The 14,263-nt window shown below is 69.4% G+C and carries 7 protein-coding genes; 4 read left to right on the top strand and 3 right to left on the bottom strand.

The genetic code is table 11. The features are described 5' to 3' along the window. Positions 1-38: 38 nt before the first annotated feature. The 3 genes from VED21_RS33720 (at position 39) to VED21_RS33710 (ending at position 4,773) form a co-directional block, all read left to right on the top strand. Positions 39-1,058: an AAA family ATPase gene (locus VED21_RS33720; RefSeq protein WP_324890299.1), complete on the top strand. Its 1,020-nt coding sequence runs from the start codon at positions 39-41 to the stop codon at positions 1,056-1,058. Then, positions 1,048-1,962 carry a ParB/RepB/Spo0J family partition protein gene (locus VED21_RS33715; RefSeq protein ID WP_324890298.1) on the top strand — a complete coding sequence of 305 codons (915 nt, stop codon included), beginning with the start codon at positions 1,048-1,050 and terminating at the stop codon, positions 1,960-1,962. Before VED21_RS33720 ends, VED21_RS33715 begins: the two co-directional genes overlap by 11 nt. 213 nt (positions 1,963-2,175) lie before the next feature. After that, complete coding sequence (locus VED21_RS33710) at positions 2,176-4,773, top strand: tetratricopeptide repeat protein (protein ID WP_324890297.1); 2,598 nt, start codon at positions 2,176-2,178, stop codon at positions 4,771-4,773. Positions 4,774-4,775: 2 nt separating this feature from the next. Here VED21_RS33710 and VED21_RS33705 read toward each other — a convergent pair whose 3' ends face one another. The 3 genes from VED21_RS33705 to VED21_RS33695 are packed head-to-tail and all read right to left on the bottom strand — an operon-like array spanning position 4,776 to position 9,204. Beyond that, a complete protein-coding gene (locus VED21_RS33705) occupies positions 4,776-6,125 on the bottom strand; it encodes a Calx-beta domain-containing protein (RefSeq protein WP_324890296.1) in 1,350 nt (449 codons plus the stop codon). Between the two features lie 6 nt (positions 6,126-6,131). Continuing rightward, positions 6,132-7,460, bottom strand: a complete 1,329-nt coding sequence (locus tag VED21_RS33700) for an HlyD family type I secretion periplasmic adaptor subunit (RefSeq protein ID WP_324890295.1) — start codon at positions 7,458-7,460, stop codon at positions 6,132-6,134. 7 nt (positions 7,461-7,467) lie between these two features. After that, positions 7,468-9,204: a type I secretion system permease/ATPase gene (locus VED21_RS33695; protein ID WP_324890294.1), complete on the bottom strand. Its 1,737-nt coding sequence runs from the start codon at positions 9,202-9,204 to the stop codon at positions 7,468-7,470. A gap of 393 nt (positions 9,205-9,597) precedes the next feature. On the opposite strand from VED21_RS33695, the gene VED21_RS33690 reads away from it, so the two are divergent. Then, positions 9,598-14,263, top strand: a 4,666-nt coding sequence (locus VED21_RS33690) for a hypothetical protein (protein WP_324890293.1), incomplete at its 3' end; no start/stop codon positions are given.

Here is a 14,263-nt window from a genome sequence, read left to right as displayed (position 1 = left end):
TTTGCGTGCGGCTACGCAATCGAAAGGGATACCGCCTCATGGCCGACAAGACCGTCACCGATGTCGCCAAGGCTTTCGGGGCGATGGGCGGAAAGGCCCGCGCCCGCAAGCTGTCGGCCGAAGAGCGCAGCGCCTCGGCGCGCAAGGCGGCCGCCGCCCGCTGGAACGGCGTGCCCGGGTCCGAACCGGCCGCCGGCCCTGTCCCCGACCGCGCCGTCGGCCCGCGGCCGCCGGCCAAGGTGGTGGCGGTGGCCAACCAGAAGGGCGGTGTCGGCAAGACGACGACATCCGTCAATCTCAGCGCGGCCCTGGCCGCCGAGGGGTGCCGCGTCATGCTGCTGGACGCCGATCCCCAGGCCAACGCCACCATCCATATGGGCGTCAATCCCTTCGCGCTGGAGCAGAACCAGGCCACGCTCTACCACGTCCTGCACGAGGGGCGGGGCGGGCAAGGCGGGGGGCGGCCGGCGGCGCTCGCCGACATCGTCGTCGCGGTGGGCACGCCCGCCTTCGATCTGGTGCCGGCGTGCATCTCCTTGTCGGCGGCCGAGACGGAGCTGACCGCCCAGCCGCTGGGGGCGCTGGCGCTGAAGGAGAAGCTGGCGGCGGCGCGCGACCAGTACGACGCCATCATCATCGATTGCCCGCCGCATCTGGGCATGATGACCATCAACGCCCTGTCGGCGGCCGACTACGTGCTGATCCCCGTGGAAACCGAGCCGTTCGCCGCCATGGGCATCTCCTATCTGCTCGACACGGTGACGACCATCCAGCGGCGCGGCAACCCGTCCTTGAGCCTGTTGGGCCTGTTGCCGACCAAGTTCAAAGGACGGCTGAACCAGGACAAGAGCACGCTGGCCGACCTGGAGGCGCAGTTGGGGCCAGCCATCCGGGTGTTCGCGCCGATCACCTCGGCCACGATCTACCCGCAGTCCCAGGCGGCGGGCCGCGCCACCGTCGAGGTGGCCGGTGCCAACCCCAGCGTGGCGGCCTACCGCACGCTGGCGCGCGAGCTGCTGCCGGTCCTGACCGGCCGGGAGGTGAGCCATGGCGCCTAAGCTTGGCCGCAACAACATGAATCTGGTCCTCCAGCCGGTGGGGACCGCCGCCGCCGCCGGGGTGGAACTGGCCCGCCCGCCGGCGCTCAAGACCTCGGCGGACTTTCCCTTGCTGATGGAGGTGGAACTCGACCGCGTCATGGTCGGCGGGCCGCATCAGCCGCGCCGCCATTTCGACCCGGACAAGCTGCGCTCGCTCGCCGACTCCATCGCCCAGCACGGGTTGAAGCAGCCGGTGCTGGTGATCGACCAAGGCGACGGGCGCTTCGTGCTGGCCGCCGGCGAGCGCCGCTACCGCGCCCACCAGCTTCTGGAAAAGCCCACCATCTTCGCCATCGTCACCAAGGGCGACGCCTCGGAACTGGCGCTGATCGAGAACCTTCAGCGCGAGGATCTCGACGCGCTGGAGGTGGCGGACGGGCTGGCCCGGCTGGCGCAGGAAAAGGGCTATACGACGGTGGCGCTGGCCGGGGTCATCGGCCGCAGCCAGGCCGAGGTCAGCCGCATCCTGTCGCTGACCCGCCTGCCGGCCAAGGTCCGCGACGAGTATACGACGTCGTATAGGACGGTGCCGAAATCCATCTTGATGGAAATCGCCGCCGTCGCCGATCCCGACCGGCAACTGGCGCTGTGGGAGGAGGCCAAGGCGGGGCTGACCGTCAAGGCCATGCGCGACGCCAAGAAGGCGGCGACCCCGGTCAAAGGTCATGACCGGCACCGGGAGGGCGACGGCCTGCCCAAGGTCGAGCGTGATCTGGTCGCCGGCCTGGATCAGGTCGCCCGCGCCCTGTCCGGCGTCCGCCACCGTCGCCACACCCTGTCCGACGACAGCCTGGAGCAGCTTTTGGCGGTGCGCGACCAGATTGACGAGACGCTGGCCGCTCCCGCCGATGACGCGCCCTGATACGGGCGGCAGGCGCCGCCCGTATCACCCTTTCACACATTGCGTGGCAATGTGCTGTCGGGGGCTCGGCGAAGCTTTGCTTCGCCTGATTTATACGACGTCGTATAGGATGGCGGGGCTGAGGCGGCGGGTGCGCCTGCCCCCTTGCCTTTTGCCCCCCGTTTCTGGTCCAAAACGGGCGACCGGTGCCCGCCTTGAAAGAGACTGCACGCCATGACCCCCGAAACCTCGACTTCCATGACCCTCGCCGACGCGATGAAGCTTGCCCTTGAGCACCACTCCGCCGGCCGGTTGGCCGAAGCGGAGGGCGTGTGCCGGCAGGTGCTCCAGGCCAAGCCGGACCACGCCGGCGCCCTTCAGCTCCTGGGTCTGATCGCCAGTCAGGTCGGCCGGCACCAGACGGCGGCCGACCTTTTGGGGCGGGCGCTGGCCGTCGAACCCGACAACGGGCTGCTGGTCGGGCGCCACGGCATGGTTTTGCGCCGGCTGGGCCGATCGGACGAGGCGGTTGCGGCGTTGCGCCGGGCGGTAGACTTGCGCGAGGACTACGCCGACGCCTGGTTCGAGCTGGGCGCCATGCTGGTGGAGCAGGGCGAGACGGCCGAGGCCGTCGATGCCCTGAAGCGGGTGACCGCACTCAAGCCGGCGCATCCCGTGGCCTGGACCGGTCTGGCCCGCGTCCTTCTGATAGCCGGGCAGCGGGAGGCGGCGGCCGGGGCGGCGGCCGAGGCCCTGCGCCTCAACCCCGATGTCCGGGACGCGCAAGCCATCCTCGACGCCCTTGCTTCGGAACCGGAAGCCGCCGAACCGGAAGCCGCCGAACCGGAAACCCCCGAAGCCGTAACACCCGCTATCCTTATGAACGGCGACGCCGAAGCCGCTGACCCGCCGCCGGTCCCGTTGTCCGTGGAGGACCGGCTCGCCTTGGCGCGGGAGGTGGCGGTGCGCTATCCCGAGCAGGCCGAAGCGCATCTGGAGGTGGCGCGCCTTCTCGACGAGACGGGGGCGGTGACGGACGCCGCCGCCGCCTGCCGCCGCGTCCTGGCGCTGGAGCCGGAGCACGCCGAGGCCACCCGCCGTCTGGCGGACCTGCTGCGCACGCTCGGCCGGCTCGACGAGGCGGCGACGCTCTACCGGGCGGCCCTGAGCCGGCTGCCGGACGACAGCGCGTTGCGGGTTGCGCTGGCCCGCGTGCTGGCCGGTCTCGGCCGCCTGGAGGAGGCGGTCGCGGCGTTCGACGCGGTTGTCGGGAAGACCCCGGACGACGCCGGGGTCCTGCTCGACTTGAGCGAGGCCCTGTTCAAGCTGGGCCGGCTCGAAGCCGCCGAGGCCACGTTCCGCCAGGTCGCGGCGCGCGATGAGGCGTCGGCGCGGGCCCATGCCGGTCTGGGCGCCGTGCTGCACGCCCAGGGACGGCTTGACGAGGCGCTCGCCAGCCTGCGCCGGGCATTGGAGCTGGAGCCGGAGCGGCCGGCGCTGTTGTCCGCCCTGCTGTATTGTCTCAACGACCAGTCGGCCCTGTCGGCGTCGGAGCTGGGCGGTTCCCATCGGCTGTACGAGGAGCGGGTGGGGCGGCCGGCGGCCGGGTTGCGCCGGCCCCACGACAACGCGCCCGAGCCCGACCGCGTCCTCAGGGTCGGCTATCTGTCGCCGGACTTCCGCCAGCATCCGCTGGTGTCCTTCTTCGAACCCGTGCTGACGGCCCATGATCGCAAGCGGGTGCGGGCCTTCTGCTACGCCAGCCTCAACGGCTCCGACGCCGTGACCGCGCGGCTGCGTGGCCGGTCGGACGGCTGGCACGATGTCGGCGGGCTCGACGACGCGGCGGTGGCCGATCTCATCCGGGCCGACGGCATCGACATCCTGGTCGATCTCGCCGGCCATGGCCCGGGCAACCGCCTGGCCGTCTTCGCCGCCAAGCCGGCGCCGGTGCAGGCGACGTGGCTGGGCTACGCCAACACCACCGGGCTGGCGGCCATGGACTGGCGGCTGACCGACGCCGTCGCCGATCCGGCCATCGCCGGTGCCGACACGGACGCCTGCGGCACCGAGCGGCTGGCGCGGCTGCCGTTCGGCGTCTTGTGCTACCACCCGCCGGCCGACGCCCCGGACATCCCGCCGCCGCCGGCCGAGACGGCGGGGCACATCACTTTCGGCGCCTTCGCGCCCTTGTCGCGGATCGGCGCCGACACCCTGGCCGCCTGGGCCGGCATCCTCGACCGCGTGCCGGGGGCGCGGCTGGTGCTGGGTGGGCCGTCGCTGACCGACGAGCCGGCGATCCGGCGGCGCTTCCTCGATCTGGCGGCGGGACAGGGGCTCGACGCCGGGCGGGTCGACCTTGTGCCGTGGTCGGTGGCGACGGGCGAGGCGCTGGCCCGGTATGGCCGCGTCGACGTCATGCTCGACACCTTCCCATGTTCGGCGGCCGATACCGTCTGCGGCGCCTTGTGGATGGGGGTGCCGGTGGTCACGCTGCGGGGCGACCGCCACGCCGGCCGTCTGGGCGCCAGCATCCTGGCCCAGGCCGGTCTGTCCGATCTCGTTGCCGGCACCGCCGAGGACTACGTCGAGCGGGCGGCGGCCATCGCCGCCGACGGCGAGCGGCGGACGTGGTTGCGCGCCAAGCTCCGCACCCGCCTGCGTCTGTCGCCGCTGTGCGACGCCAAGGCGTTCGTCCGCTCGCTGGAGGATGTCTACCGCGACCTGTGGCGGCAGTGGTGCGGGACGGTGCGGCCGGAGGATCGCTCCCGCGGCCCGGCCCTGACGGATCGCGCCGCCCCGGCGCTGCGTCCGCTGGGGCGGACTTCCTGATGTCAGGTTTGCGTATGAAGGGAAGACAGGGCGGCCAACAGGCCGCCCTTCTTTTTGGACGTCCCCAGGCTGGGTGACCCCGGCCCGGAAAGATCGGACAACGGAGCGGCGGCCAGCAGCCGCCGAGCGGTGTCGGCGAAGGCGGCGCTTCCGCCACCGCTGCCCCCGTCGTCGTCGATGATGGTGCGCTGGGCGCTCAGCACCGTCTGGCCGCCCGCAAAGCCGCCGCCCACCGGGTTGGAGATTTCCAGGAAGAAGGTTTCGTCGCCTTCGCTCTCGCCGTCCCCCTTGATCTCGACCGGGATGACGGCGCGGGTCTGGCCGGGGCGCAGCACCAGCCGGCCGCTGACGGCGAGGTAGTCCTGCCCGGCGGTGGCCGTGCCGTCGACGGTGCGGTAATCGACGCTGGCCGCTTCGCTGCCGGCGGGCGCCAGTTGCACCAGGAAATAGGCCAACGACAGGCCGCTCGTCCCCTCGGGAAGGCGCGTCACCACCTCGGTCGGCGTGGTGGGGGCCTGCGGCAGGCTTTCCTGGATCGTCGCGTCGATCCAGGGCGCGAAGGCGGAGACGCGCTGGAACGACGCCAACTCGCCGAATGAGCTGTTGCCGGTCGCGTCCACGTCCGAGGACACGCCGTCCCGAGCCAGCCGGAAGGTGTAGCTGGCGATACCGGCGATCCGGCCGTCGATGAAGGCGGGGCCGCCGCTGTCGCCCGGGCTGGTCAGCCCTTCACCCGCTCCCAGGCCCAGATCGGGCAGGGAAAGAAGGCTGCCGCCCGCGTCGTGGGCCGAGGTTCCGTCATCGAAATCTGTTAGGAATTGGGTCCCATCGCGAACTTCCCAGTTCACGCCCAGTTCGTCGTGGCCGTTGATGACGTCGGTCAGGGCGTCGACGCGGTTTTCGGCGGCGCGCCTGGTTGCCGGTGTCGCCGTCGCCGACACGCCCGCAGCCCCGGTTGCCGCGGCACCGTAGCCGACGATGCGCAGGGTCCGGCCCAGCTCGTCCGGGTCGCGATGCAGGGTGTAGCGCTCCGCCGTCGTCGGGGCGGGCTGGCGCAACCGCAGCACGGCGACGTCGGCGTTGGCGCTCGGGCTGGCGTAGCCGGGGTTGATGAAGACGCTGTCGACCGCGACGCTCTCGACCCGGCCGGCGATGGTGAAATGCACGGTGAGGGTGGCGGGATCGAGGCCGCTGACGACGTGGGCGGCGGTGACGAGATGGAGGCCCGTCCACAGCAGGCTGCCGGTGCCGTAGGTGGTGCCGTTGCTGATGCGGACGACGCCATCGAAGCCCGCGCCGTCGGCGACGACGTAGCCGGGGGAGCGCGGGTCGGAAACGGGGATGGAAACCATGGTGTCCTACTTCTCCCGGAAGGCTCCGGCGAGCTGCCGCTTGAGCGGCCAGATCAGGTAGTTGAGCACGGTCCGCTGCGCCCCGGGAATCAGCACCGAAACCGGCATGCCCGGTTGCAGGCGCAGGTTCAGGTGGCGGAAGTGTTCCGTGTCCTCGACCTCCACCCGCGCCTTATAATAAGGGGTGCCGGTGCGCGGGTCGGTGGTCCGGTCGGCCGACACCCGCGACACGGTGCCGTCCACCTCGGGCAGGGTGATGTCCTTGAAGGCCAGCAGATGCACCTCGGCGCGCATGCCGGGATGGACATCCTCGATGTCGTCGGGCCGCACGCGCACCTCCAGGGTCAAGGTGTCGGCCGCCGGCACGATGTCCATCACCTTCTCGCCGGCGGCGATGACGTTGCCGGAGGTGGCGACGGTCAGCCCCATGACGTGGCCTCGCACCGGGGCGGTCAGCACCGCCCCCGCCAGCCGCTCCTTCAGGGCGGTGATGCGGGGGGCGATCTCGGCGATCTTCTGGCGGGTGTCCTTCAACTCGCCCACGGTTTCCTCGGCGCGGCGCTTGTCCAGCTGAAGCCGCTCCTTCTCGGTGGTGCGGATTTCCTCCTCGGTGCGGGCGATGAGCGCCTGTGATTCGGACACCCCGCCCTCCAGCCCGGCCAAGGCCCGCTGCAACTCGTAAAGCCGGGTCTTGCGGGCATAGCCCTTGTCGAACAGCTCCATCTGGCCGTCGAGCTCGCGGCGGATCAGGTCGAGCTGGCGGCGGCGCGAGGCCAGTTGCGCCTCGGTTCCCGCCACTTCGCCGCGCAGTTGCGCCACTTTCTGGAGGTTGAGGTCCTGTTCGCCCTGGAAGGCGGCGCGGCGCACCTGGAACAGGCGGCTTTCCTCACTGACGGCGGCGGCGATGGTGGGTTCGCCCAGCCGGGCGGCGATCGCCTCGGGCCACGCGAGGGTTGCGGCCCCCGACGATTCGGCGGCCAGCCGCGCCTCGCGCGCCGCAAGCCCGTCCATCTGGGCCGCCAGCACGGCCAGCGACGCCTGCTCCTCGGTGGTGTCCAGGCGCAGCAGCGCCTGCCCCTTTTCCACCAGATCGCCTTCGCGCACCAGCAGCTCGCGGACGGTGCCGCCGTCGCGGTGCTGGACCGCCTGACGGTTGCCCTCGGCCACCACCTCGCCGTCGGCCATCACCGCGCTTTGCAGGGTGGCGACGGCGGTCCAGCCGCCGAAGCCCAGGAAGAACAGGGCGATCAGGGCCAGCCCGGCCAGGACGAGGCCGCGGGCGTCGTCGGTGACCGGAGCCTCGGTCGCGGGGGAGAATCGGCTGAGCAGCATCATGGAGCCTTCAGGTGACCGGCGCGCCTTTGCCCGGGCCGCCGAAGGCCAGCGGGCGGACGATCTTCTGATAGTTCTTCAACACGTCCTCGCGCGGCCCGAAGGCCTCGATCTGGCCGTCGCGCAGCACCAGCACCTGATCGACGACCTGGAGCACCGCCGGGCGGTGGGAGATCACCACGATGGTCGCCCCCCGGCTTTTTAGTTCGACCAGCGCCGCCAGCAGCGCCTGCTCGCCCTCGTTGTCGAGGTTGGAGTTCGGCTCGTCCAGCACCAGCAGCCGCGGATCGCCGAACAGGGCACGGGCCAGCCCCAGCCGCTGGCGCTCGCCGCCCGACAGGATGCCGGCCAGCGCCTGGATTTCGGTGTCGTAGCCCTGGGGCAGGCGCAAGATCATCTCATGCACCCCGGCGCGGCGGGCGGCGTCCACCACCTCGGCCGGATCGGCCTGGGAGAATCGGTCGATGTTGTCGCGCACGGTGCCGGCGAACAGCTCGATGTCTTGCGGCAGATAGCCGACGTGCGGGCCGAAATCCTCGCGGTCCCAGGCCCAGACGTCGGCGCCGTCGAGCCGCACCGTGCCCGAGGTGGGCTTGAGCGAGCCCACCAGATGGCGGGCCAGCGTCGACTTGCCGGCGCCCGACGGCCCGATCAGGCCCAGCACCTGTCCGGCGCCGACCGCGAAGCTGACGCTCTTCAGAATCGGCCGGTCGCCGCCCGGCGGGGCGTAGATCAGCCTTTCCACCGACAGATGCCCTTCGGGCCGCGGCAGGGGCATGGCGCGGGGCCGCGCGGGAGCGATCAGGAACACTTCGTTGACCCGGCGGAAGGCGTAGCGGGCCTGGGCGAAGGAGCGCCACGCCGCCACCGCCATGTCCACCGGCGCCAAGGCCCGGCCCAGCAGAATCACCACGGCGTACATGGCGCCCACCGGCAGATCGCTTCCCATCACCAGGAAGGCGCCCACCCCCAGCGAGCAGATCTGCAGGAACAGGCGCAGGAATCGGATGGTGGCGGTGATCCACACCGCCCCCTCGCTGGCCACCGTCTGGTACCAGATCAGGTCGTGGCGGCTTTTCTGCCAGACACGGGCGATTCCCGGGGCCATGCCCATGGCGCGGGCGACGTCGGCGTTGCGCAGGCAGGTGTCGGTAAATGCGTAGTTCTGCGCCGCCCGGTCGTTGGCGGCCTCCAGCGGGCGGCGGGTGATCAGCTCGTTCACAATGGCCAGCGCGACCATCAGGGCCGCCGCCGCCAGGGTGAACAGCCCGACCGCCGGATGAATGAACCAGACGGCGATGATGCTAAGCGGAATCCACGGCACCTCGAACAGGGCGTGGATGCCCTGGGAGGTGACGAACTGCCGGAAGGTGTCGAGGTCGCGCAGCACCTGGCCGCGCCCGGCTTCGGGCTGGCGGGCGGCGGCGTCCAGCGCGGTCAGGAACACCGGCAGACTTAAACGACGGTCCAGGCGGAGGCTGGAACGGACCAGAAGCCGCATGCGGATGACGTCGAGCCCGGCATAGGTGACGCAGGCCAGCCCGGCAATCAGCGTCAGGAACAGCAACGACGCCTCGCTGCGGCCCGGCAGCACCCGGTTATACACCTGCATCATGTATATCGGGTACGTCATGAACAAAATATTGATAACAAACGAGAATCCGAAGGTTGCCCCAAAATGCGGCAGACAGGCGCGCAAGCCGGCCGCCAGCTCCGGCGCAAGTCCTCGAAGAAATCCCTGCTGCATCGATAACGTCCCGCGGGTAAGAAGCCGCTGTTGAATACCTCTTTCGCAAGGGTAGCAGAGATAAAGCGGGCTTGGCTGCGTCAAACTTCGCGCGCGCAAAGGGGGCGCTATTGGCCGCCGGCCGGCGAACACAACGCGTCACGGGCGTTCGGCCCGGCGCGCCGCCCGCCCGGCACGCCGGCCAACCCCTTGATATCGCTTGCCCCGCCCGCGCCACGACTTAAGACGGTTTCGCGGGCAAGAGCCGTAACTGACTAAGTTGCAACACTTTTAGGCTTGGCTACTCCGATCGATTTTCCCCCCTTGAGTACGGGAGATCCATCGGTTAGGTTCGCTCAGATGCTTGCAGCCTTGTATGCAGGTTAGTCGATTTGCGCCTATTTGGGGGTTCACATGGCGATTAAGCGGGGCAATCCTACTTCTGGCAACGACAAGCTGACCGGCACGTCCGGCGCGAACTCGCTGAACGGTCTTGCTGGTAACGACACCCTGTATGGCCTTGGCGGTGTCGACTACCTGGTCGGCGGCACGGGCAATGACGTTATCATCGGCGGCGCGAACCAGCGCGGCACCATCGTCGGCGGCACGGGCTCCGATACGCTGCGCCTGGCCAACAGCGCGAACGCCGTCACCGTTTATCAGGTCGAGAACATTGTCGGCGGCACGGGTGCCGATCGCGTGATCGTCGGCGGTTCCGTCGCTGCGACCATCAGCAGCGGCGCGGGCAACGACACGATCGTCGGCGGCTCCGGCAACGACAAGATCATCGGCGGCACGGGCAACGATCTTGTCGTCGGCGGCTCGGGCGCCGACCGTCTGACCGGCGGTTCGGGCAACGATACCTTCATGTACAGCAAGGCTGCCCAGGCCGACGGTGACACCATCACCGACTTCGCCACGGGCGACCGGATCAACCTGCGCGCCATCCAGGTCGAGGGCGAGGCGCTGGTCTTCGGCGGCACCACCGCGACCGCGGGTGGCGTGTGGGCGACTGAGGGCGCCCTCAACATCGATACGGACGGCGACGCCGAAGCCGACGTCACCATCAATGTGACCGGCAAGGCCGCCGATTCCTGGTCGGTGAGCAACTTTGTCGGCGTCGAGGCTGCTCCGGCCCCGACCGGCCCGACCTTCACGCTCGCCCAGAGCGCGTCCGGCTCGGTGACCGAGGGTAGCTCCATCACCTACACGGTGAAGGCCAGCGCCGCCGTGACCGAAGACACGACCTTCACCTACAGCGTCTCCGGCGACAGCAAGGGCGGTCTGGTCGGTTCGGCGTCGACTTCCGACTACAGCCCGGCTTCCGGCACGGTGACCCTCAAGGCCGGTGAGACGTCGGCCACCTTCACCGTCACCCTCGCGGACGACGGCGTGACCGAGGGCGTGGAAGGCCTGAAGACCTCCGTTTTCGATGACGACTTCAACGTTGTCGGTTCCGTCACGGCGTTCATCTCCGACGGCAAGGAAGCCGGCCGCAACATCACCCTGACCACCGGTGTCGACTCCGGCGCGTCCTTCACCGGCGGTGAAGGCAGTGACACCTTCGTCGGTGTGGTTGGTACGGGCCTGGGCGCCACCGACGGCACCACCTTCAACCCCGGCGACAATCTGGCCGGCGGCGCCGGCAACGACGTGTTGCAGCTGTCGGTTTCGGGCACTCATGCCGCTGACATCACCGTCAGCGCGGTGACGCTGAACAGCATCGAGACGCTCAAGGTCGCCAACTTCGAATCGTCGACCAATGCGACGATCGTTAACCTGGCCACGGCCACCGGCGTCCAGACGATCTCGCAGACCTCCAGCAGCGCCAACGGCGACACGACCTTCAGCGCCGTGCAGAACCAGGTCGCTGCCGAGATGATGAACGGCTCGGGCGATCTGACGCTGACCTATGCCGACACCGTCGTCTCCGGAGCGGCTGACACCCAGACCCTGACCGTGTCGGGTGTGACGGCCGGCACCTTCACCGCCCAGGCGACGGCCACGGGCAGCATCGAGACGGTGGCGGTCACCGCTTCCGGCACCGTGGGCAACGTCCTGACCAACATCGCCGGCGGCACCACGCTGTCCAAGCTGACGGTGGCCGGCACCCAGTCGCTGGAAGTCACCGGCGCCCTGGCAGCGTCGATCAAGACCATCGACGCCAGCGCCAGCACCGGCGGCGTCAACCTGACCTTGAACACCAACGCCGACTACACCGTTCTCGGCGGCACGGGCAACGACACCATCAGCATCGGCACCGCCCAGACGACGGGTGGCTCGATCAACGGTGGCGAGGGCACCGATACCCTGGCGCTGACCGCCAACACGGTGGTCACCTCGACCGCGGAAGGTCAGAAGTTCGTCGGCTTCGAGACGCTGAACATCAGCCACACCGAGGCGCTGGCGGGTGACACCGACTGGACCGACCGCACCCAGGACGTGTCGTATGTGGCCGGCATCACCAAGATCGGCCTGACCAAGCTGTCGCTGAGCGATATCGTTGGCACGAACAACGCGGCCAACGCCAACGCCAGCGTGAGCTTCACCAAGCTGGGCGCCGCGGTCACCGATCTGGCCATCTCCGGTCTGAGCTACACGGATAAGAACGTCGCCGCGGATGACGGCAACGACGACGACGTCGAGCTGACCGTGTCGGCCGCCATGGCCACCGACACCGCCGCCGACGCCATCACCGTGACGCTGGGCACGCTGGGCACCACGACGGTTGCGGCCGCCGGGGCCGGCAACGTGGCGTCCGCGACCGCCACCGACGCGCTGACGTTGAACGTTACCCTGGCCGATCACGAAACCATCAGCCTCGTCTCGCAGGGTGCCGCCAACTACATCACCACTCTGACCGCCGGCGACCTGAAGACCCTGAACATCTCCGGGTCGAAGGCGCTGACCATCGACACTCTGTCGGGCAACACGCTGACGTCGATCATCGACGCCTCCACCAGCACCGGCAACGTGACGATTTCGGCCAACAACTCGACGACCGCCTCCTCCGTCCTCGGCGGCAGCGGCAACGACGTTCTGGCCGGCGGCTCCAAGAACGACACCATCGACGGTGGTGCGGGCAACGACATCCTGTCCGGCGGCGATGGCAATGACACCATCAGCGGTGGTGCCGGTGCCGACAGCCTGCTGGGTCAGGCCGGTGTCGACGTCATCCAGGGCGGTGACGGCAACGACCTCGTCCTGGTCGCCACCAACGCCCATTTCGCCGGCCTGACGGCGGCGGAAAGCATCGATGGCGGTGCCGGCAACGATACGCTGGAGTTCACCGAGAACAGCGCCCTGTCGCTGGTTGCCGCCGACTTCGCCGGCGTGACCAACGTCGAGGCCATCAAGTTCACCGGCAACGTCAGCGCCTCCGTCACCCTGGCCGACTCCAACTTCGGCACGGGCACGTCCCTGTCCATCGTCGACGGCCTTCGCACGGCCGGCACGCTGACGGTCACCGGCACGGCGCTCACCGCCGGTCACGACCTGACGGTCACCGCCAACAGCGCCACGGGCGTCCATGACGTGCTGCTGGGTGGTGCCGGCAACGACACCTTCAAGTTCGCCACGGTGGCTGGTCTTGAGACCGGCGACTCGGTCTACGGCGGTTCGGGCACCGACACCATCGAACTGGACGCCTCGGCGGCGGTGACGGTCAACCTGACCAGCGTGCGCCTGGTCGAGAAGATCGTCTCCACCGGTTCGGGCTCGGCCGATGCCGACGACATCACCGTCACCGTTGGCTCGGACAGCGTTCTGGCGGCGTCCACCACGCTGACCATCGACCTGTCCAGCCAGACCAACGCCACGCCGGACGCCTTCGTCGATGCCTCGGCGCTGACCACCAACACCAAGGTCGTCAACGTCACCACCGGTGCCGGCGATGACTCGGTGATCGGCGGCGCGGGTGTCGACCTCGTGTCCACCGGTGCCGGCATCGACAGTCTGGTCGGCGGCGGCGGTGCCGACAGCCTGTCGGGCGGCGACGGCAACGACGTCTTCGTCATCACGGCCTCCAGCGATCTCATCGGCCTGTCGACCGCCGAGACGATCGTGGGCGGCAGCGGCAACGACACCCTGCAGTTCAAGGCTGGGGCGTTCGCGGTCAACTCGACCGACCTCAACGCCATGTCGGGGATCGAGAAGGTCGAGTTCCTCGCCACCACGGAGAACGTGTCTCTGACCCTGACCGACGCGGTGTTCACCGTTAACGGCGCGACCACGATCACGGTCGATGCCTCGACGGTCACCACCGGTGACTTCAGCCTGAACGCCTCGGGCCTGTCCGCCGCCAACAGCGTGACGGTCGAGCGTGAGGACACCGGCGACGGCAACGCCGCGGGTTCGGGCGACAACATCCTTCTCGGCGCCGGCAACGACACCGCGAAGGTCGATCAGAAGCTGCTCGACAACGGCACCACCACGGTCGCTGGCGGCGCCGGCAACGACACGCTGACCCTGTCCTACGCCACCACTGAAACGGCCACGGCCACGACGCTGGCCAGCACCATCACCGGCTTCGAAGTCATCAACTTCGGTGAGAACGACGACTTCAACCTGACCACGGTGGACGGCAACGTCGCGTCCGGCGCCACCCTCACGGTGGACGGCACGGCGCTGGTCACCACCAACAGCCTCGTCTTCAACGGCGCGGCCGAGAACGACGGCATCTTCAACATCACCGGCGGCACGGCGGCCGACACCCTGACCGGCGGTGCCGGGGCGGACGTCATCCGCGGCGGCGCGGGTGCCGATGTCATCACCGGCGGCGGCGGTATCGACTCGCTGACCGGCGGCAACGGTGCGGACATCTTCTCCTACACCAGCGCGAACGTCTCGCATTCGGCCGGCACCGGTGCCGACTACATCGTCGACTTCGCGTCCGGTTCCGACACGATCGCAGTCACGCTCGACTACAGCACCCAGGCGGCGGGCATCGACGTCAACACCAACTCGGTGTCGGCGGTGTCCAACCTGTCGGCCAAGCGCGGCGAGTTCGTCTACGACACGTCGGCGTCCAAGCTGTACGTCAACGTCAACAACGACAACCTCGTCACCACGCTCGACTTCA

It is taken from the genome of Azospirillum sp. (assembly GCF_035627195.1).
Lineage (GTDB): Bacteria > Pseudomonadota > Alphaproteobacteria > Azospirillales > Azospirillaceae > Azospirillum.
The sequence above is the reverse complement of the archived record's forward strand: the minus strand, read 5'-3'. Positions and strand labels throughout refer to the sequence as shown.